Annotated in this window: 23 protein-coding genes and 1 tRNA gene; 9 read left to right on the forward strand and 15 right to left on the reverse strand. The window is 61.0% G+C overall.

Annotated elements, in window-relative coordinates:
- Window positions 1–127: 127 nt before the first annotated feature.
- From LIX93_RS20025 to LIX93_RS20055, 7 genes are all read right to left on the reverse strand, one after another.
- Window positions 128–994 carry a pirin family protein gene (locus LIX93_RS20025; RefSeq protein ID WP_226505800.1) on the reverse strand — a complete coding sequence of 289 codons (867 nt, stop codon included), beginning with the start codon at window positions 992–994 and terminating at the stop codon, window positions 128–130.
- A 204-nt stretch (window positions 995–1,198) separates the two neighbouring features.
- Window positions 1,199–1,993: a 2-oxo-tetronate isomerase gene (gene otnI / locus LIX93_RS20030; protein ID WP_226505801.1), complete on the reverse strand. Its 795-nt coding sequence runs from the start codon at window positions 1,991–1,993 to the stop codon at window positions 1,199–1,201.
- Window positions 1,994–2,014: 21 nt separating this feature from the next.
- Window positions 2,015–3,472 carry an SLC13 family permease gene (locus tag LIX93_RS20035; protein WP_226505802.1) on the reverse strand — a complete coding sequence of 486 codons (1,458 nt, stop codon included), beginning with the start codon at window positions 3,470–3,472 and terminating at the stop codon, window positions 2,015–2,017.
- 210 nt (window positions 3,473–3,682) lie between these two features.
- Window positions 3,683–4,321 (reverse strand): aldolase, encoded by a 639-nt coding sequence (locus LIX93_RS20040; protein ID WP_226505803.1) that lies wholly within the window; start codon window positions 4,319–4,321, stop codon window positions 3,683–3,685.
- Window positions 4,318–5,604: a 3-oxo-tetronate kinase gene (gene otnK, locus LIX93_RS20045; RefSeq protein ID WP_226505804.1), complete on the reverse strand. Its 1,287-nt coding sequence runs from the start codon at window positions 5,602–5,604 to the stop codon at window positions 4,318–4,320. Before otnK ends, LIX93_RS20040 begins: the two co-directional genes overlap by 4 nt.
- 10 nt (window positions 5,605–5,614) lie before the next feature.
- Complete coding sequence (gene ltnD / locus LIX93_RS20050; RefSeq protein WP_226505805.1) at window positions 5,615–6,517, reverse strand: L-threonate dehydrogenase; 903 nt, start codon at window positions 6,515–6,517, stop codon at window positions 5,615–5,617.
- A 255-nt stretch (window positions 6,518–6,772) separates the two neighbouring features.
- Complete coding sequence (locus LIX93_RS20055; RefSeq protein ID WP_226505806.1) at window positions 6,773–7,588, reverse strand: DeoR/GlpR family DNA-binding transcription regulator; 816 nt, start codon at window positions 7,586–7,588, stop codon at window positions 6,773–6,775.
- Between the two features lie 219 nt (window positions 7,589–7,807).
- Here LIX93_RS20055 and LIX93_RS20060 point away from each other — a divergent pair, with 219 nt between their 5' ends.
- Window positions 7,808–8,371 (forward strand): type 1 glutamine amidotransferase domain-containing protein, encoded by a 564-nt coding sequence (locus LIX93_RS20060; protein WP_226505807.1) that lies wholly within the window; start codon window positions 7,808–7,810, stop codon window positions 8,369–8,371.
- A gap of 5 nt (window positions 8,372–8,376) precedes the next feature.
- On the opposite strand, the gene LIX93_RS20065 is transcribed toward LIX93_RS20060, so the two are convergent.
- Window positions 8,377–9,297 carry a ketopantoate reductase family protein gene (locus LIX93_RS20065; protein ID WP_226505808.1) on the reverse strand — a complete coding sequence of 307 codons (921 nt, stop codon included), beginning with the start codon at window positions 9,295–9,297 and terminating at the stop codon, window positions 8,377–8,379.
- A gap of 132 nt (window positions 9,298–9,429) precedes the next feature.
- The gene (locus LIX93_RS20070) at window positions 9,430–9,708 is read right to left on the reverse strand and encodes a hypothetical protein (protein WP_226505809.1); all 279 of its coding nucleotides are present in this window, start codon (window positions 9,706–9,708) and stop codon (window positions 9,430–9,432) included.
- A gap of 532 nt (window positions 9,709–10,240) precedes the next feature.
- Between LIX93_RS20070 and LIX93_RS20075 the strand changes: the two genes are divergently transcribed.
- The gene (locus LIX93_RS20075) at window positions 10,241–10,468 is read left to right on the forward strand and encodes a hypothetical protein (RefSeq protein WP_226505810.1); all 228 of its coding nucleotides are present in this window, start codon (window positions 10,241–10,243) and stop codon (window positions 10,466–10,468) included.
- 102 nt (window positions 10,469–10,570) lie between these two features.
- Window positions 10,571–10,807: a hypothetical protein gene (locus tag LIX93_RS20080; RefSeq protein ID WP_226505811.1), complete on the forward strand. Its 237-nt coding sequence runs from the start codon at window positions 10,571–10,573 to the stop codon at window positions 10,805–10,807.
- Window positions 10,808–10,856: 49 nt separating this feature from the next.
- On the opposite strand, the gene LIX93_RS20085 is transcribed toward LIX93_RS20080, so the two are convergent.
- The gene (locus LIX93_RS20085; RefSeq protein ID WP_226505812.1) at window positions 10,857–11,348 is read right to left on the reverse strand and encodes a GNAT family N-acetyltransferase; all 492 of its coding nucleotides are present in this window, start codon (window positions 11,346–11,348) and stop codon (window positions 10,857–10,859) included.
- A 202-nt stretch (window positions 11,349–11,550) separates the two neighbouring features.
- Here LIX93_RS20085 and LIX93_RS20090 point away from each other — a divergent pair, with 202 nt between their 5' ends.
- Together LIX93_RS20090 and LIX93_RS20095 are read left to right on the forward strand one after the other, a co-directional pair.
- On the forward strand, window positions 11,551–12,177 hold the full coding sequence (locus tag LIX93_RS20090; protein WP_226505813.1) for a hypothetical protein: 627 nt from the start codon (window positions 11,551–11,553) through the stop codon (window positions 12,175–12,177).
- Between the two features lies 1 nt (window position 12,178).
- Window positions 12,179–12,766, forward strand: coding sequence for a hypothetical protein (locus LIX93_RS20095; protein ID WP_226505814.1), 588 nt, complete (start codon window positions 12,179–12,181; stop codon window positions 12,764–12,766).
- 18 nt (window positions 12,767–12,784) lie between these two features.
- Here the strand turns inward: LIX93_RS20095 and LIX93_RS20100 are convergent, their stop codons facing one another.
- Both LIX93_RS20100 and LIX93_RS20105 read right to left on the reverse strand, forming a co-directional pair.
- A complete protein-coding gene (locus tag LIX93_RS20100) occupies window positions 12,785–13,522 on the reverse strand; it encodes a histidine phosphatase family protein (RefSeq protein WP_226505815.1) in 738 nt (245 codons plus the stop codon).
- 244 nt (window positions 13,523–13,766) lie between these two features.
- Window positions 13,767–14,147, reverse strand: a complete 381-nt coding sequence (locus tag LIX93_RS20105) for a VOC family protein (RefSeq protein WP_226505816.1) — start codon at window positions 14,145–14,147, stop codon at window positions 13,767–13,769.
- 71 nt (window positions 14,148–14,218) lie between these two features.
- Here LIX93_RS20105 and LIX93_RS20110 point away from each other — a divergent pair, with 71 nt between their 5' ends.
- Window positions 14,219–14,539 carry a hypothetical protein gene (locus tag LIX93_RS20110; protein ID WP_226505817.1) on the forward strand — a complete coding sequence of 107 codons (321 nt, stop codon included), beginning with the start codon at window positions 14,219–14,221 and terminating at the stop codon, window positions 14,537–14,539.
- A 71-nt stretch (window positions 14,540–14,610) separates the two neighbouring features.
- Here LIX93_RS20110 and LIX93_RS29745 read toward each other — a convergent pair whose 3' ends face one another.
- Both LIX93_RS29745 and LIX93_RS20120 read right to left on the reverse strand, forming a co-directional pair.
- Complete coding sequence (locus LIX93_RS29745) at window positions 14,611–14,808, reverse strand: DUF3597 family protein (protein ID WP_346015232.1); 198 nt, start codon at window positions 14,806–14,808, stop codon at window positions 14,611–14,613.
- Window positions 14,793–14,864, reverse strand: a tRNA-Arg gene (locus LIX93_RS20120). The genes LIX93_RS29745 and LIX93_RS20120 overlap by 16 nt, the downstream gene beginning before the upstream one ends.
- A 382-nt stretch (window positions 14,865–15,246) precedes the next feature.
- Here LIX93_RS20120 and LIX93_RS20125 point away from each other — a divergent pair.
- On the forward strand, window positions 15,247–15,504 hold the full coding sequence (locus LIX93_RS20125) for a hypothetical protein (RefSeq protein ID WP_226505818.1): 258 nt from the start codon (window positions 15,247–15,249) through the stop codon (window positions 15,502–15,504).
- A 15-nt stretch (window positions 15,505–15,519) separates the two neighbouring features.
- A complete protein-coding gene (locus LIX93_RS20130) occupies window positions 15,520–15,705 on the forward strand; it encodes a PA3371 family protein (RefSeq protein ID WP_226505819.1) in 186 nt (61 codons plus the stop codon).
- On the opposite strand, the gene phnN is transcribed toward LIX93_RS20130, so the two are convergent.
- Complete coding sequence (gene phnN, locus LIX93_RS20135; RefSeq protein ID WP_226505820.1) at window positions 15,680–16,267, reverse strand: phosphonate metabolism protein/1,5-bisphosphokinase (PRPP-forming) PhnN; 588 nt, start codon at window positions 16,265–16,267, stop codon at window positions 15,680–15,682. The two genes, LIX93_RS20130 and phnN, sit on opposite strands and share 26 nt — an antisense overlap.
- Before the next feature lie 385 nt (window positions 16,268–16,652).
- Here phnN and LIX93_RS20140 point away from each other — a divergent pair, with 385 nt between their 5' ends.
- Window positions 16,653–16,979 carry an Arc family DNA-binding protein gene (locus LIX93_RS20140; protein ID WP_226505821.1) on the forward strand — a complete coding sequence of 109 codons (327 nt, stop codon included), beginning with the start codon at window positions 16,653–16,655 and terminating at the stop codon, window positions 16,977–16,979.
- Window positions 16,980–17,046 lie beyond the last annotated feature (67 nt).

Consider the following 17,046-nt stretch of genomic DNA (forward strand, 5'->3'; position numbering starts at 1 on the left):
TGGAAGCAAGGCTCGCCCGCCAAGAGGCCCCCACTGTCGAACGACGGCATTGTGGTTGCCGCCACGTCAAATCCCGGTGAACGGGAAATCAACTAATTGCCAAAGGCGTGCCGAGCCGCCTGTGCCCTTAGTGCGCCCCCGGAATTGCCCCGAACAGCCCCTGCTGATAGTCGCTGATCGCCTGATTGATCTCGGCCCGGGTATTCATCACGAACGGCCCATGGGAGACCACCGGTTCATTGATCGGCGTGGCATGCCCGAACAGCAGCGTAGCCACCGATTGCGCCTGCACGGTCACGGTATCCGGGCCGTCGTTCAGCTCGATCAGATGATGCAAGCGCGCGACCTCGCCTTCCACCTGCACCTCACCTTTGACGGTATAGAAGAACACCGTCTGCCCCGGCGGCGTCGGCAGCTGGACCTCGGCGCCCGGCTGCAAGTGCACGGTCATCATGGTCACCTGGGTCAGTGACTCGATCGGCCCGCGCTGGCCGGCGAACTCGCCAGAAATCAGATTGACCACCCCGCGCCCACCGTCCACTTCAATGGCCGGTATCTGCTCGCGCTGCAAACCGGTATAGGCCGGCGCGACCATTTTCAGGCGGCCCGGCAGATTGACCCACAGCTGCAGGATTTCCAGCGGCCCGCCGCTGCGCTTGAACGCCTCGGGGGACAGTTCGGCGTGAATCAGGCCAGCACCGGCCGTCATCCATTGCACGCCGCCGGCCATGATGATGCTTTCATGGCCGCCGCTGTCGAGGTGCGAAAGCTCGCCGTCGAGGATGAAGGTCACCGTTTCGAAGCCACGGTGCGGATGCGGCCCAAACGGCAGGCCGTTGTTGTTGGGCCGGTAGATCTGCGGGCCGTGATGGTTGAGGAACAGGAACGGGTCGAGCTGGTCGATCCCAGGGCCCGGCACCGGACGGATAGTGCTCAGGTCGGCGATGTCATCGCGATAGGCAGGGTGTTGCTTGAAGATACGCAGGGTCGACATGGGGGCCTCGGCGATGGTAGATCAGGCAGGTATGCGGTGCACCGGCCGGTCTTTTAGACGGCAAGCCGTGCTCCCACAGATGTAAACCTGTGGGAGCACGGCTTGCCGGCGAAAAGACCGGCACAAACACCATCATGCTTAGGGAAATAGCACATCCCCGAACCCTACCCATTGCCACCGAGGATTGAAAGTGAAACGCGTCGATCACGCCTGCCCGCTGCGCTCGCGCCAGGCCCGCAGCCAGCCCAGGCCTGCGCTGGTGTTGCCCTTGGGGCGGTATTCGCAACCGATCCAGCCTTTATAGCCCAACTGGTCGATCAACTCGAACAGCTGTGGATAATTCAGCTCGCCCAAGTCCGGTTCATGCCGATCCGGCACCCCGGCGATCTGGATATGGCCTATGCCAGCCATGTCCCGACGCAGCTTGACGCTCAGTTCGCCTTCCATGATCTGGCAGTGATAGCAGTCGAACTGCACCTTGATGTTGTCCGCGCCGATCTCGGCGCAAATACCCTGCGCCTGAGCCTGGTAATTGAGGAAAAAACCCGGCATGTCCCGGGTGTTGATCGGCTCCAGCACCACGGTGACGCCGACCTTGGCGGCCTGCGCCGCCGCGCAGCGCAGGTTGTCGACGTACACCGCCTGATGGCGGGCACGCATTGACTCGTCCGGCAGCAGGCCTGCCATCACGTGGATCCGGTCATTGCCCAGCACCGCCGCATACTCCAGCGCGCGCCGGAAACCGTCACGAAACTCCTGCTCGCGGCCCGGCAGCGAGGCGATGCCCCTCTCCCCTGCCGCCCAGTCACCGGGCGGCGCGTTGAACAGGGCCTGCTCCAGGCCATTCTCGAGCAACAGCTGTTTGAGCGTCTGCGCACTGTAGTCGTAGGGAAACAGGAACTCGACCGCCTTGAAACCATCCGCTGCAGCAGCCGCGAAACGCTCGAGGAAATCGTGTTCGGTGTACAGCATGCTGAGGTTGGCAGCGAAACGAGGCATGGTATCTCCGTGATTGCAGAATCAGACAAAAGGCCAGAGCAGCAGGGTCACCAAAAAGCCCAGGGTACCCAGGAGGGTCACCAGCAGGGTCCAGGTGCGCAAGCCGTCACCGACGTTCAGACCCGCCAGTTTAGTGAACATCCAGTAACCGGCATCGTTGATATGGGACATCGCCAGGCCGCCACCGCCCATGGCCAGGCACAGCAGCGCCAGGTGGTTGGGGCTCAGGTTGAGCGTCGCGATCAGGGGGCTGAGGATCCCGGCGGTGGTCACCAGCGCCACCGTGGTCGAACCCTGCACGGCACGCAACAGCAAGGTCAACAGGAACCCCAACGCCAGCACGGGCAAGCCGGTGGAGCGCAGCGCTTCGGACACTACCGCACCGATGCCGGTGTCCACCAGCACCTTGCCGAACACGCCGCCGGCACCGGCAATGAGGATTACCATGGCCACACCCGGCAGTGCCGAGCCGATCACATCCGAGACCTGGCTGCGGCTCCAGCCACGGCGCGAGCCAAGCAACCAGGCGCACAACAGGGTGTCGAGCAACAACGCCACCAAGGGCGCGCCCAATACCGTCAACACATCACGCAGACCGGAACCGGCCGGCAGCAGGGTCGTCGCCAGCGTCCCGAGCAGGATCAGGATGATCGGCAGCAAAATCAGGGCAATGATCAAACCGAAGCCGGGCGCTGGCGCCGGTGGCAGTTTGCTTTTCAGGCTGCTGGCGCTTTCTTCGAGGCCCAGGGTCTTGGCATGCGCGGCTTCGCTGGTGTGCGAGTAGTCGTCGTTGGCCCAGGCCACCAGGTCTTCGTTGGTGATGTGCGGACCGTAGACTTCGCTGCGGATATCGTCGGTCATCGGGTAGGTCTTGCGGGTCATGCGCCCGGCGATGAAGTAGCCGACGATGCACAGGAGCGCGACGATCGGAAGGCCCAGCATCAGCACCCGGCCCAGGTCCGCGCCCAGTTGCCCGGCAGCGGCGACCGCACCCGGGTGTGGCGGCAGGAAGGCGTGAACGCTGAGCAGCGCCGCGCACATCGGCAGGGCGAAGATCAGCAGCGGTTTGCGTGCAGCGCGAGCGACACCGTAGGCCAGCGGCATGAGGATGATCACCCCCACTTCGAAGAACACCGGGATGCCGACCATGAAGCCCGCAACCGTCAGTGCCAGCGGCGTGCGCTTGTTGCCGAAGCGTGCGATCAGCGTTTTCGCCAGCGCCTCGGCGCCGCCGGACAGCTCGATGATTCGCCCGATCATGGCGCCCAGGGCGATGATGATGGCGATGTGGCCAAGGGTCTTGCCCATGCCGCCTTCGATGGTCGCTACCAGATCGGCAGGTTTAACACCGGCCACCAGCGCCACCAGGATGCTGACCAGCATCAGGGCCACGAATGGCTGGAACTTGTACTTGAGCACCAGGAACAGCAGCAACGCGATGCCGACACCGGCGATGGTCATCAACAGGATCGGGCTCATGCGCGGGCTCCTGTTGTGCAGGGACGTGATACGGATATGCGATGAAGGTAAGTCATGCTCTATGTCCTGTTGTTATTGTCTGGGTGAAACCGCTGAACGCACCGCTATACCCTGTGGGAGCGAGCCAGGCTCGCGAAGAGGCTGGCCCATGCGCCCCAAAAGCATCGCGGGAAGAGCCCGCTCCCACATAAGCAGATGTCGCAAAAACTGTTACCACTTGGCGCCGAAGGTATCGCGCAACTCGTCCAGCGCCGCGCCGTCCAGCGGCACTGGCCGTGGCTGGGTCATGAGCCACAGGCGCGCGGTCTCCTCCAGCTCCTCGAGGGCGTAGCAGGCCTTGGCCACCGAACTCTCCCAGACCACCGGCCCCAGGCGCTCGAGCATCACTCCGCGAACACTGTTGGCCAGTTCGGCGACACGCTCGGCCACTTTGGGCGAACCTGGCCGGGCGTAAGGCACCAGCGGAATATGGCCGACCTTCATCACTTGATACGGTGTGATCGGCGGCAGAATGTCGTCGACATGCCACACACCCGCCAGCGTCAGCGCCACCAGATGCGTGGAGTGGGTATGCACCACCCCGCCCACGCCTGGATTGCGGTCGTAGACCTGACGATGCAGGGCCAGGGTCTTGGAGGGCTTATCCCCCGAGACCCATTCCCCGGCCAGGTTGACCTTGGCGATGGCTGCCGGCTCCAGGCGCCCGAGACAGGCGTCGGTGGGCGTGATCAACCAGCCGTCGTCCAGCCGCGCGCTGATGTTGCCGGCACTGCCGACGGTGTAGCCGCGCCCGTAGAGCAGGCGCCCCACGGTGCAGATTTCTTCACGTACGGCGCTTTCGTCGATCATTGCGCACCCCCGGCCAGTTGCTTGAGAGCCTTGGCGAAAAAGTCGCGGCCGCCAAAATTGCCGGACTTGAGCGCCAGCGCCAGCGGCTCGGCGGTAGTGCTGAGGGTGGCCGGCACGCCCGGGTCGATCTGCGCGCCGATCTGCAACAGTTGCACGCCCAAGGCCTGGACCACCGCGCCGGAGGTTTCGCCACCGGCCACCACGAAGCGTCGCACGCCAGCCTTACGCAGGCCGCTGGCGATCTCGCCCAGCGCCTCCTCGACCATGGCGCCGGCACGCTCGACGCCCAACTGCTGCTGCACGGCCTTGACTTCATCCGGCGCGCTGGTGGCGTAGATCAGTACCGTCTGCGCCGCGTCCCGAGCAAATGCCAAGGCCTCGGCCACTATCGGTTTACCAGCCGCCAGTGCCAACGGATCGATGCGATAAGCCGGACGTCCCGCTTCCAACCAAGCGGCGACTTGCCCGTTGGTGGCGACCGAAGCGCTACCGGCCAGCACCACTTCACCGCCGGCCACTTGCGGCAGCTCGCTGACATCGAAGTCGCGCAGTTTGCCCGCACGGCGGAAGTTGTCCGGCAGACCCAAGGCCAGGCCCGAGCCACCGGTGAGCAACGCCAAGCCCGCGCACGCAGTGCCCAGGGTGTAGAGATCAGCATCGGACAATGCATCCGCCACCGCCATGCCGACGCCCTCGGCGCGCAGCTCGGCAATACGTGTTTGCACCGCCTCGACACCGCCGGATACCGCGTCATAGCGCAACAGTCCGACCTTGCGGGTGGTCTGCGATTGCAGCACGCGCACCAGGTTGGCATCGGTCATGGGCGTCAATGGGTGGTGCTGCATGCCCGACTCGCTGAGCAGTTGATCCTGCACGAACAAGTGTCCGCGAAAGATCGTCCGGCCGTTTTCCGGAAACGCCGGGCAGGCCAGGGTGAAATCACTGCCGAGCTTGCCGAGCAGCGCTTCGCTGACCTGACCGATATTGCCCGCGGCGGTGGAGTCGAACGTCGAGCAGTACTTGAAGAAGATCTGCTCGCAACCGCGCGCTTGCAACCATTCAAGGGCAGCCAACGATTCGGCAACCGCGTCGCTAGCCGGCGTGGTGCGCGACTTGAGGGCGATGACGATGGCGTCGGCATCCAGCCCGGCAGCCACTTCGGCGCTGGGGATACCGATGCTTTGCACCGTGCGCATGCCGCCGCGCACCAGCATGTTGGCCAGGTCCGTGGCACCGGTGAAGTCGTCGGCGATGCAGCCCAGCAAGGGTTTAGTGTTGCTCATGCCAGGCTCCTCAAACGTCTTTTTTGCCGGTGGGCAGGGTGATGCCCGGGAAGATCTTGATCACGGCGGAGTCATCTTCGCGGCCGAATCCGGCACTCGAGGCCTGCATGAACATCTGGTGCGCGGTGGCCGACAGCGGCAGCGGGAATTTGCTGGTACGGGCGGTATCGAGCACCAGGCCCAGGTCCTTGACGAAGATATCCACAGCCGACAGCGGCGTGTAATCGGCGTTGAGGATGTGCGGCACGCGGTTCTCGAACATCCACGAGTTGCCGGCGCTGTGGGTGATGACTTCGTACAGCGCGTCGGCATCGACCCCTTCACGCAGGCCAAGGGCCATGGCCTCGGCACTGGCAGCGATGTGCACGCCGGCCAGCAACTGGTTGATGATCTTGACCTTCGACCCGAGGCCGTGGACATCGCCCAGGCGGTAGACCTTGCCGGCCATGCCGCTGAGGATCGCATCGGCCTTGGCGTAGGAATCGGCCGGGCCGCTGGTCATCATGGTCATCTCGCCTGCAGCGGCCTTGGCGGCGCCACCGGAGATCGGCGCGTCGAGATATAACAGATTCTGTTCACCCAGGCGTTTGCCCAGTTCGACGGCGAAGGTCGGCGCGACGGTGGCGCAGCCGATGATCAGGCTGCCAGGGCGCAGGGCAGCGACTGCACCGTTGTCGCCATAGAGCACGGTTTCGGTCTGTTCGGCGTTGACTACCACGGTGATGATCACTTCGCACTGCGCGGCCATGGCGGCAGGCGTGTCGCAGGCGACACCGCCCTCGGCGGCAAATTGCTCGGTCACGGTGCTGCGCACGTCACAGGCATGCACATTGAAGCCCGAGCGCAGCAGCGAGCGAGCGATGCCCAAGCCCATTGCGCCTAGACCGATCACACCAACGTTTTTGTTATTCATGAAAAAGCTCCTCGGAGGGTGAAATGGATACTGAACCAATGATCCGATCTTGTGAAGATATTTTTTCAAATTAACAAATATTAACACTGGTTAACAGGGCGAAAAAAAAGCCCCTAAGGGCTGGGATGTGACGGATGTCCGCTGTGGGAGCGGGCTCAGTCGGCGAAGGCGTCTCTGCGCACAACCGTGCATTCGATTCGCGAGCTCGTTCACGGGCAGAGCCCGCTCCCCCAGAGTCAGGGCGATACGGATCCCCTATGCCAGCATCAACTCCACACCCTGCTTGCGAATCCCGTCCGCCGCCGCCTCGGCCAGCGCCGCATCGGTGATGATCACGTCGAACTGCGCCAACGCCGCGATCTTGTACATGCCAAAGGTGCCGTACTTGGAGCTTGTCGCCACCAGCACGGTCTGCGAGGCCGCTTGCATGGCCACCTGCTTGACCTCGACCTTGAGCGGCGAAGGCGTGGTGGTCCCCCGCTGCAGGTCCCAGGAACTGGTAGACATGAAGGCCACGTCGGTGGCGATCTGCCGCAAGGTACTGGCCGCCAGGCCGCCCACGCACGAACGATTGGGGTGATCGAGCAGGCCGCCGGTATGGATCACGTCGACATGCAGGACATCAGCCAAGGCCTCGACGATACCGAAGTCGTTGGTGACCACCGTCATGCCGGTAAGCGCCGTGATGTAGGGCACGATCTCCAGCGTGGAAGTGCCGGCATCCAGGTAGACGGTCATGTCGGCATGCAGCAGCGACGACGCCAGTTTGGCCATGGCCTCTTTCTGCGTCTGCTCGACCACTGCCTTGGACTGGTGGCTCGGCTCGCTGTGCACCTGGCTGGCGATGCGCACGCCGCCGGTCACCGAATAGGCCCGCCCCTCTTGCTCGAGCAGCGCGATATCACGGCGCACGGTCATGTGCGAGCAATCGAACATCTCCATGATCTGGTGCACGCTGAGGACCTGCTGCTTGCGCAACTGGCGCAGGATCTGCTCGCGGCGCTGGGCGGGAATGATCGGCGTGCTGGCGTTGGGGGCGGCATTGCTTGCCGTGTCCTCTGGGGCTGACATGGGGGGTCCTGACTGGCGGGCGAATGTGCGCATACTAGCTGCGCAACCGCGCTAAATGCACGCAGGCAGTTGCGCGCGATCACTCGCCCCCCTCGTCCGATGCCGCGCCGATCCAGCTGAACTTTCAAAATCGCCCTGGCCTCCGATCTATAACGCGTCAGTCTTTTACAGGGCTGCGCGACCTGTTTCCTCATCAGCACCGAAAACGGAGTCCACACCATGAGCAACCGACTCAGCGGCAAGAAGATCCTCATCATCACCTCCAACACCGGTATCGAACGCGATGAACTGGTCAAGCCGATGGAGGCCCTGCGGGCGCTGGGCGCAGCGGTGACGCACGGTTCGAGTGATGGCGGCACCACCCAGACCTTCGTGCAGGACACCGAAAAGGATCGCACCTACGAATCGCAAGCGGCCCTCGCCGGGCTGCACGCCTCGGAGTTCGATGCACTGGTGATTCCGGGCGGTACAGTCAACGCCGACACCCTGCGTCTGGACGAAAACGCCCAGCGCCTGGTCAATGAATTCGCCGATGCGGGCAAGACGGTAGCCGCGATTTGCCACGGGCCGTGGCTGCTGGTCAATGCAGGCGTGATCGCGGGCAAGACACTGACCTCCTACCCAAGCATCAAGACTGACTTGGTCAATGCCGACGCGGCAGGGTGGGTCGATGAAGAGGTCAAACAGTGCCCGGCCAATGGCTGGACACTGATCACCTCGCGCACCCCCAAGGATATCCCGGCATTCAACGAAGCCATCGCCGCCGCCCTCGAGGCTGCTTGAAGCCGTCAGCCTGGCAGGCGTTGTTGATAGACCTGCAGGTTGACATACGCCGCTGACAACAGCGGCGCGTCGACACCCGCCTCCTGACCGCGACGCAGTAGATCGCCTACGATCTGCTGCGCCTCGATGGGCGCACCGGCGCAAAGATCCCGGTACATAGACGATGTTTGTCGGGAGTCCTTCTGCGTCAGCACCTCACGAGCCTGCGCCAGTCCCGCAGGATCCGGCGTTGCACCGACCGCCGAGACAATCGCCACCACTTCATCGATCAATCGTCGGGCAAACGCCTGCCCGCCGTCCGCTATTGCGACCTCACCGATAGTGCCGCGTGTCAGCGCATTGATGCTCCCCAGCGACGCCAGCAGCACCCACTTGTCCCACAGTGCCTGTTTGATCGTCGTGCTCAAGGTGGTGTCGAAACCCGCGTCACTGAGCAATTCGTGCAGGCGCGCCGTGCGCTCGGAAGGCTGACCGTCCAGTTCGCCATAAGCCAGATGATTGATGGCCCCCCGCTGGATGATTCGCCCCTCGCTATCGACCTCGGCGATGATCTTGCACACCCCGCCGATCAAAACGCCAGCACCGAAGCGCTCGGTAATAACGTCGATATGACGCATGCCGTTGAGCAGCGGCATCACCAGTGTCTGCGGGCCTACCGCTGGCGCCATGTCGGCCAGCGCACTGTCGAGGGCATAAGCCTTGACGGCGAGGATGATCACATCAAAGGGCTGATCGAGCCGATCCGCCGTCAACCACTGCGGGGAGATGCGGGTATCACCCGATGGGCTGAGCACCTGCAGGCCGTGCTCGGCTAGCTGTGCTGCGCGTTTGGGGCGAACGAGGAAGGTCACGTCACGGCCGGCTTGGGCCAGACGAGAACCGAAGAAGCCACCGGTGGCACCGGCGCCAATGATCAAAATGCGCATCGAGAGAGATCCTTGTTGCGAAATGACAAAAAGCCACGTCGCCTGCTTTTAGGGGCATATGCACGCAAGACACTGTAGAAGCTGCTGCCCCATATCGCAAGAATCCGCTCATTGTGCGGGATCAGCAGCCTTCTACAGGCGCTGACTCTGTGCCGGACGCTGGGCCTGCCGGGCCGAGTCAGCAGTCTCGGTTTGGGTCATATGTGCGTCGAGCACATCGCTGAGGAAGCGAAACTGATCGTGGAAACCGACCACACCATTGCTGAAATGTCTCTCAGCTGCAGGAATCAGAAACACATCGAAACGATCGTCCTCGATCAGGGGTGCGCGGCTACGCATCACTACGTTCTGGGCAAAGTAATTTCTGCCGAACTCAGGGAACGAAACACTCAGAGTCACGTTGGTCATCACAAGGCTCCCTACGCCGAAGTATTCAAGGTTGTGACCAGCGTACGCCCGGGAGGTGCAAAGAATCATGAGATTTGCATGAATTACAGGTATCGATGGCAGTGATGATGGGCCACCTTTTTACAGCTTGACGTGGGATTGCACTTCCTCGCTCGGGGCAATTATCAGCGCAATCGATAATCGTCATCATCGGCGTTCGTTTTGATTGGCAGGCGTGCGCGGGCATCATTGCCTTCACTCAACCCCTTCCCGCAAAACCGCAAGGAGGCCGCTATGGCTATCTCTCTTTTGTTAATGGCCCTGCAAGATGCATGGCTCAATATCGGCAAGGCTGCCGCGCAGATGCCGACCACCGAAAATCAGACTCCAAAACAGCAACCGCGCTGATTGCCGGCACCGCCACTGCATCGGCTACGGACACTCGCAGGCGTCCCGCGCGCTGCTCAACTGTTTTGCGCACGGTGCTCTCATGAAGAATTCTCGAACTACGGCGCCCTGAGTTCATCCAATGATCAGACCCACCGAGGATACTCCCATGAGCACTGACGACAGCTTCAAAACCCATCAGACCGACGCCCCGCCCACTGATACCTCTGGCAAACCAGTGAATGTGGTCGAGCGCGATATCAAAGACGATGACGAGGACACACGCGCGGTAGACGAAATCATCACCCCAACCTCCAATCAGGCCAAGGAGCAGGACGTCGAAACGCTTGAGCAGAAGACTGCCGAGATCGAGCGCAAGGTGGCGGATGGCAATTAGTCGGGCATTGCCGGTCGCAGAGCGTCGGTTCTGCGTAATATGATGTCCGCGAAAAGGGAGCCGACGCTCCCTTCGAGCATTCACTCAGCAAATGGAAATCCGATGACCACCGAAACGCCCGAAGCCATCAAGGCGCGCAAACTCTTGCAACTCGAAGCCTTGCTGGAAGCTCTGGCAGTCGAGGAACGCGACCTGTCCAAGGCCTTCTATCATGGCTGGATTCTTTCTGCAGCGATGGAGCTGTGGGATCGCGGGGTCCTGACTCAGGAAGAGCGCCAGTCCATCGAAGGCCGCGTGAAGGCGATCCTCAAGCGTGAAGAAGCCGAGCAGGCTTCCTGAAGCTCGGTTGTTTGCTGATCACAAGCGCATCGATCAGATCAACAATCTGCTACAACGCTTTTTGCCAAAACATCGCCCGGCCCATCGCCGGATCCAGTTCATACCCGGCGTAGCCAAGCTTGCGATACGCCGCCTGGGCTGCGGTATTGCCTTCGAGAACTTCCAGCGTCAGCTTGCAGCAGCCTCGCTGACGGGCGATTTTTTCGACTTCGGTGAGCATCTTCTGAGAAATGCCCTGGCCTCGAAAATCTTCCAGCACCACTACATCGTGAATGTTGACCAACGGCCGGCAGGCGAACGTCGAAAACCCCTCGAAACAGTTGACCATGCCCACCGGCTCACCGGCCACGAACGCCAGCACGCTGAAGGCATGCGGCCGCTTGCTCAATTCGATCGCCAGGTGCTCCTGCACGTCGAGTGACACGCCAGCCCCGCCGCCCATGACATCACGGGCATATTGATCGAGCAAAAAGCCGAGCGACTTGGCATGCAGAGGGTTGCTGTAGCTCGCTTGCAGGACCAGAACATCGGGTGCATCCATTTTCTAGACCTCTCCAGAGGGAATCGATTGTTGATGGGCGCAACGGCCCAATCTCAGGCGCGTGCAGCGGGACAGTGAGCACGCGACCAACACAGGCTGCCCACCCTGCCTGAATCGCGACGAAATCGACACTATTTTCCTCAAGTTCTGCTGACCGCTGTCGACACTTTTCCCTGCTCCATCCATTTGAAAGGGATATTTTGTGTTGAGAACGATCTTCAAGGCCACCGCCTTGCTCGCCGCGCTGTCGATGGCAGGCTGTGTTTCCTACAACGTCACTGGCCCATTGGGCGCGCCGCCCCATCCCGCGCCGATTACCAGCCCGCGAACCGCGCAAGTCGCCGATGTGGTGGTGTCTGCGCCCGGTATCGACGAAGCGACAAGCACCGCCATCGGCCGCTCGCTCACCGCGCAGCTCAACCAGTACGTGCAGACCGCCGGCTACTTCAAACAAGTCAGCGAGTTCCCGACGCGCCTGGGCGATAACGACGTACTGCTGAAATTCAACATGACCTCGCTCAAGGGCCATCGCGCCCCGCATCCTGCGTATATCCCGGGTGCGCTCCTGACACTGACTATCTGGATCTGGGTCAATGGTCCGATCTACGTCGACAGCTTCGATGTCGCGGGCGACCTGGTGGTGGTCGACCGTGACGGCCACGAACTGGCAGCGGCAAAGGACGAGATCAAGTTCGAACACAATGTCGGTCTGTACGGACGTGAATACTGGGCGCCGATCATGGGCGCCAAACAGTTGAACCTGTTGGTATCACAACTGCTCGATACCGCGACAGCCAAGTTGGCCAATCAGCCAGCCGCGGGGAAATGACATGTTGAAAGCGATCAAGCACGGCCTGGTGATCAGCGCCGTACTGCTCAGTGGCTGCGTCTCCTATTCGGAACACCAACTGCCTGCCGTACAGACCTGGCCGCTCGCCGCGAATACCCCGCTGAAAAAACCCACGGCGTTCGTGCGTACCACCTCGATGTATCAGGTCAACGGCGGCCAGCCCAATGCTGCGGGTGGCGCGCCGGCGGCCCTGGCTGACGCTGCCGTCGCCGATACCCTGCGCCAGTCCGGGCGGTTTGCCCAGGTCAGCACCGACAAGGTCGCCTCGGATCTGTATGTCGAAGCCACGCTGTACAACAACGAGCAGTACAACGTCGCCTCGGCGATCATTACCGGGGCGACGTTCTTTATCATCCCGTCCACGGCCAAGAACGTGTTTACCCTCGATACCGTGTTCAAGGACAAGGATGGCAAGGAGCTGGGGCGCATCCGCAAAACCGAGTCGGTGCGCACCTGGATGCAGCTACTGCTGATCGTCGGCCTGCCGTTCCAGCAGGATACCCGCGAAGTGGTGCAAGCCTTGGCCCGCAGTACGCTGGACGAAGCCGTGCAGCGGCATTTGCTGTAAGTCGGCCAACCTGCGGCTTCAATTACCCGGGGCCGCAGGGGTATTCGACATCCGCGCCCAATCGTCAGGGTCTAGATTGCCCAACAGTTTGACCTTGCCGTTGGTGCCGATGGTCAGGAACAACGCGCTGGCGTATTCGGCCTCCCGAGCATGGGGCAAGCCCAGCCGTGCATCGACGCGGCGGATACATCCGCTGTGGGTCACCAGCAGCATGTTGCGGCCCGCCACCTTGTGCGCCTTGATATCAGCAGTCATGTTGGCGTCACAGCGCACTACCCAATCCCTCTCCGTGATCGCCTGATGAAAGAGCGCCTGCGCCGTCTGCGTGGTGCGCGGCAAGGGGCTGGTGAAGATATCGGCATCGTGCACGCCGAGATTGGCAAGCTGCACGCCGACGCGCTCGGCGACATCGTTGCCGATCCAGGTGATGCCGTCGGCCGAGCCCATGCACGGATGGGTGGAATAATCGCAGCGCTCGCCGTGGCGAATCAGCACGATGACGTTGCCGGCCTTCCAGCGCGCCAGCAGATCAGCGCGTACCGCCGGGCTCGCGGTGCTCAGATTGAGCGGTGATAACGGCCACATCCGATAGAGCGTCACGGCCCCGGCCACCATTGCCAGCCCCAGGATGAAAATCGCCCGTGTGATCCAGACGCTGGTGATCCACTGAGACTTGTTCGCTACTGCCAGTGTGGGGAGGATTGCCAAGGCGCCGGTCTCGCAAAAGTGATAGGGGCAAACTGGGGTGATTTCCATCCATGGCAACGCCGTCGAAAACGACGAGGGCTAGCAGATTGATGCGCGAATATGGGGTAGGAGTGTATGGGGGACGGTGAACACCGTGTCAGAAATCCGCGAGGGCGACAGGTGCCGTTCAGGAAGATAAAAACCGAAGCGTCGCGGCATGCTTCGGTGGCCATACAGTCGGGTGATATGGGCACCAGCGTGATCGGTATCACCCGGTAGATGTGCTCAAGAAGTGGCTGCTGGCCTGCGTTGATTAAAGCGTTTTCTCAGCAATCTCGATCAGATTCAGATCCGGATCACGCACATACACCGAACGAATCGGGCCAGTGGCCCCCGTGCGAGGAACAGGGCCTTCGAGGATCGGCCAGTTGTGCTCGTTCAACTGCTCGATTACCTGTTCCAGCGCGATGCTGGCGATAAAGCACAGGTCCAGAGCGCCCGGCACTGGTAGATGCGCCTTGGGATCGATCTCGTGGCCGCGCACGTGGACGTTGATCTTCTGCTCGCCAAAGTGGAACGCCAAGCGACCCTGACCAAAGGATTCGGCGCGCATGCCGAGGATGCGGGTGTAGAAATCCTTGCAGGCTTCGACGTTGATGGTGGTCAGTACCAGATGGTCAAGATGGTCGATCATGAGGTGTGCCTTTTTGGTGAATGACGGGTCCCATGATTCTAAGGCTGTTTGAAATGACAGGGCCAAATGCTATGCATCCCACTACCCCGGATGGCCGTTACTTTGTAGTCAAGGATCAACTCTGGCGGTGCACCAACCCGGCATTGGATGAAGCTGAGCGCCAGCGTCTGGTCCAGGAGTTGATGACGGCTCGACGCGCGGTGAAGGCCGCGAAAGCGTCGGGGCTTGCCGTCGACATGCAAGCTGCTCGCGCGCTCGTGCAGAAGGCCAAGGTGGCACTGGGTGAACGAGGCCCGGTGTGGTGGCAGGACGGCAGCCCGGATTTCAACCGGTATAAGGTCCACAACACGCCTTATGCGCAGTGGTACCGGTCCTTGTGCACCGGTGGTTGAAGCGGTGGCTTCTGGTCCGTCTCAGTCCGGAAACTCAGCCGGCACCATGCCCCCGTTTTCGGCACGTTTTTTCAAGACGGCGCAGTGCTGCCAGATACGCATCTGAGCAGAGTCATCCTTGGAGCCGGAATAGTGCAGTTCATCGCCAGTGTCTTACGGGCTTTAAGACTACTGTCGATATCGAGCAGCTTGAGCAGGTCGACGACAGATGCGCCAGTTGAGCTTCGCGCTATGGTGGGCGCTGAGAAGGATGTGTCCCCGGCAGGAATCGAACCTGCATCTGAGCCTTAGGAGGGCCCCGTTCTATCCGTTGAACTACAAGGACGCAAAGCGAAGGACGCAAAGCGCTGACAGGTCGAGCATGGCGCACGACGCGACGGACGGCGTGCATGGTACCGGCGAACGATCACTTTGTCATGCGCCTCGCGTCTTTTTTGCTTGTAGGAGATCTCCTACACACCGTCCGTTACACCCCATTTATTTCGAGGCTGGACAGCGCTTGGGCACGGCCCCTTCAAGGTCATCATGCAAATTGCAATGCAATCCATCGTGCATATTGCAGAATGCAGGCCGCAGCACTCTCAGAATTTTCATAAGTTACTGATTTTAAAGGATAAAAAAGACATCAAAGGCTTGGCATGAAGCATGCTCTGTATAAGTTCAATAAAAGTCTTCAGACCACCTTGCCGCCAAGGAGATCGCTCCCCATGAACACAGCCCTCTACATTCTCAACGCCCTGGCGGTAGTCGCACTGGTGTCCTTTCAAGTGCATGCGCACTCGAACGCTCAGGACCCGGCGCTGATCAATGTGCAGACCGAGCAACTGGTGGCGCATCCGGTAGCGCAATGGGCGGTGATGAATGCTCGGCAGGGTCAGGCGGCGTTTCTGGCCTCGGATCGCTCGGCGATCGACAGCAACGAACAACCAGTGCCAGCGCATAGCCCCGAACGCTTCACCTTCTGATCGAGGAAAGACATCATGTCCAAATCTGCCCTGCTGCTGTTGCTAGCGGCACTTGCCAGCTTCAGCGCTGCCATGCTCCTGCCGCTGACCGCAAGCGCAGCGAGTCAGGCAATGGGGGCCGCGGCGGTGCTGTTTGCGGTGCTATTTCTGTTGGCGCTGATCAAGGGCCGGCGAATCAAGTTCGACCCCCTGCTGCGCTGATCCCGTGGCGACTCAGGAGCGCCATCAAATCCGCGACTGCCTGCTCCAGAGTGCCTGAATTATCCAGAACCTGCGCAGCCCCGCGCCCCTGCCATTGCTGCGCCTCGGTGCGTAGCCGCTCGTTACGCTGCAGCCGCCGCTCGATTTCCTCAAGGCTCTCCCGCCCCCGCAGCAGTAGACGCTGGCGCAACACGTCGCTGCTGACACTGACAAGTACAGGGAGAAGGTCGGGATACCGGCGCTGAGCTTCTGGCAGATAATCTCGCGAACCGTTGATCAAGACGTGACGCCCCTGAGCCAGCCAGAGATTTATGTCTTCAGGGATACCATAATCGTGGCCATTTGCCCGCCAATTCATGGCAAAATCCCCGGCATGCTGCATGGCGGCAAAGCGCTCGTCACTGACGCCTAGCGCCTGTTCGCCGATGGACTCTGCTGAACGAGTAATCACCCGACGTACGACATCGACGGGGATGGTCGCCAAGCGGCCCCTGGCCGCATCGATCACGCTGTCCTTGCCGGCGCCGGAGGGTCCCATCAAGTAAATCAGTCTAGCTTGCATTTCGTCTGCCTCTTGGGGCCAATCGTAGCAAATAGTCTAAATGCCACTATGCTCACTGAAGGGGTGTTATCCAAGGTCGCGCAGTCGCGCTGTGGTCTGGACCACCCCGCAACGGCTATGTAGTGCTGGTGGATGAGCGGTAACGGTATGCAGTTTCAGAACCAGTGCACATTTTTTACAAATGGTACTGGCATAACGCCGTTATTCAGGTCAATATTTGTCACAGAATTGGCGCCAAGGAAATGGCGACCTTGAGGCACGGTTGAGGCATGATAGCCGCCTCTTAAACAATTCGGGTTGAACAATTAGTCTAAAAGGCTGTCGTAACCCCAGCTTGCGGCTAATTTTTCGAGAACCGCTCCCCTGAACTAAATCGGTCAACTATATGCGCCCAATGAAACAGGCTATTTACTCAAGCCGCACCGCTGACAAATTCGTCGTTCGCTTACCCGACGGAATGCGCGAGCGCATTGCTGAAGTAGCTCGTAATCACCACCGCAGCATGAACTCGGAAATCATTGCACGTCTCGAGCAAAGCCTCATTCAGGAAGGCGCCTTGGGCGATGAGTTGAGCATGCGCCTGGACAGCCCCGAGCTGTCGCTGCACGAGCGCGAACTGCTTCAGCGATTCCGTCAACTCTCCCACCGTCAACAGAATGCATTGGTTGCGCTGATTGCGCACGACGCCGAGATGTCTGCCGACGCGGACTGATTCGACCGCCACAAAAAAGCCAGCTTGAATGCTGGCTTTTTTGTGGGCGCTAGAATTGTTGTGACGA

The sequence above is a fragment of the Pseudomonas sp. MWU16-30317 genome (assembly GCF_020515695.1).
Lineage (GTDB): Bacteria > Pseudomonadota > Gammaproteobacteria > Pseudomonadales > Pseudomonadaceae > Aquipseudomonas.

Excerpts from the sequence above, each read along its gene's own strand:
- LIX93_RS20025 (WP_226505800.1), bottom strand. The coding sequence starts at position 994 with ATGTCGACCCTGCGTATCTTCAAGCAACACCCTGCCTATCGCGATGAC.
- otnI (WP_226505801.1), bottom strand. The coding sequence starts at position 1,993 with ATGCCTCGTTTCGCTGCCAACCTCAGCATGCTGTACACCGAACACGAT.
- LIX93_RS20035 (WP_226505802.1), bottom strand. The coding sequence starts at position 3,472 with ATGAGCCCGATCCTGTTGATGACCATCGCCGGTGTCGGCATCGCGTTG.
- LIX93_RS20040 (WP_226505803.1), bottom strand. The coding sequence starts at position 4,321 with ATGATCGACGAAAGCGCCGTACGTGAAGAAATCTGCACCGTGGGGCGC.
- otnK (WP_226505804.1), bottom strand. The coding sequence starts at position 5,604 with ATGAGCAACACTAAACCCTTGCTGGGCTGCATCGCCGACGACTTCACC.
- ltnD (WP_226505805.1), bottom strand. The coding sequence starts at position 6,517 with ATGAATAACAAAAACGTTGGTGTGATCGGTCTAGGCGCAATGGGCTTG.
- LIX93_RS20055 (WP_226505806.1), bottom strand. The coding sequence starts at position 7,588 with ATGTCAGCCCCAGAGGACACGGCAAGCAATGCCGCCCCCAACGCCAGC.
- LIX93_RS20060 (WP_226505807.1), top strand. The coding sequence starts at position 7,808 with ATGAGCAACCGACTCAGCGGCAAGAAGATCCTCATCATCACCTCCAAC.
- LIX93_RS20065 (WP_226505808.1), bottom strand. The coding sequence starts at position 9,297 with ATGCGCATTTTGATCATTGGCGCCGGTGCCACCGGTGGCTTCTTCGGT.
- LIX93_RS20075 (WP_226505810.1), top strand. The coding sequence starts at position 10,241 with ATGAGCACTGACGACAGCTTCAAAACCCATCAGACCGACGCCCCGCCC.
- LIX93_RS20080 (WP_226505811.1), top strand. The coding sequence starts at position 10,571 with ATGACCACCGAAACGCCCGAAGCCATCAAGGCGCGCAAACTCTTGCAA.
- LIX93_RS20085 (WP_226505812.1), bottom strand. The coding sequence starts at position 11,348 with ATGGATGCACCCGATGTTCTGGTCCTGCAAGCGAGCTACAGCAACCCT.
- LIX93_RS20095 (WP_226505814.1), top strand. The coding sequence starts at position 12,179 with ATGTTGAAAGCGATCAAGCACGGCCTGGTGATCAGCGCCGTACTGCTC.
- LIX93_RS20100 (WP_226505815.1), bottom strand. The coding sequence starts at position 13,522 with ATGGAAATCACCCCAGTTTGCCCCTATCACTTTTGCGAGACCGGCGCC.
- LIX93_RS20105 (WP_226505816.1), bottom strand. The coding sequence starts at position 14,147 with ATGATCGACCATCTTGACCATCTGGTACTGACCACCATCAACGTCGAA.
- LIX93_RS20110 (WP_226505817.1), top strand. The coding sequence starts at position 14,219 with ATGCATCCCACTACCCCGGATGGCCGTTACTTTGTAGTCAAGGATCAA.
- LIX93_RS20125 (WP_226505818.1), top strand. The coding sequence starts at position 15,247 with ATGAACACAGCCCTCTACATTCTCAACGCCCTGGCGGTAGTCGCACTG.
- LIX93_RS20130 (WP_226505819.1), top strand. The coding sequence starts at position 15,520 with ATGTCCAAATCTGCCCTGCTGCTGTTGCTAGCGGCACTTGCCAGCTTC.
- phnN (WP_226505820.1), bottom strand. The coding sequence starts at position 16,267 with ATGCAAGCTAGACTGATTTACTTGATGGGACCCTCCGGCGCCGGCAAG.
- LIX93_RS20140 (WP_226505821.1), top strand. The coding sequence starts at position 16,653 with ATGCGCCCAATGAAACAGGCTATTTACTCAAGCCGCACCGCTGACAAA.